General features: G+C 68.7%; 1 protein-coding gene. It reads right to left on the bottom strand.

Annotated features, from left to right (window positions below):
- On the bottom strand, positions 1-249 hold a 249-nt coding region (locus RZA33_RS19665), incomplete at both ends, for a collagen-binding domain-containing protein (protein ID WP_317509972.1).

Below are 249 nucleotides of genomic sequence, written 5' to 3'. Positions count from 1 at the left end.
GCTCAGGAAGGCCAGCGCGCCCAGGCCGGCCATCAGCAGTGCGCCGGCATCCGGCTCCGGCACGGGGCTCAGGGTCACGAAGGGCTCATAGCCCAGCTCCAGCTTGCTGCCGTTGGCCGACGGGGCCAGCGAATTCGCGATCAGCGTGCCCTCCAGGTGACCGGAGCCGGTCACTGCCGCGTTCGGCGCCAGCACGCTGCCGTTCAAGAAGCTGTTGACGCTGACGCTGCTCGCCTGACTCAGGTTGAA

The sequence above is a fragment of the Halovibrio sp. HP20-59 genome, from assembly GCF_033052795.2.
Taxonomy (GTDB): domain Bacteria; phylum Pseudomonadota; class Gammaproteobacteria; order Pseudomonadales; family Halomonadaceae; genus Vreelandella.
The sequence above is the reverse complement of the archived record's forward strand: the minus strand, read 5'-3'. Positions and strand labels throughout refer to the sequence as shown.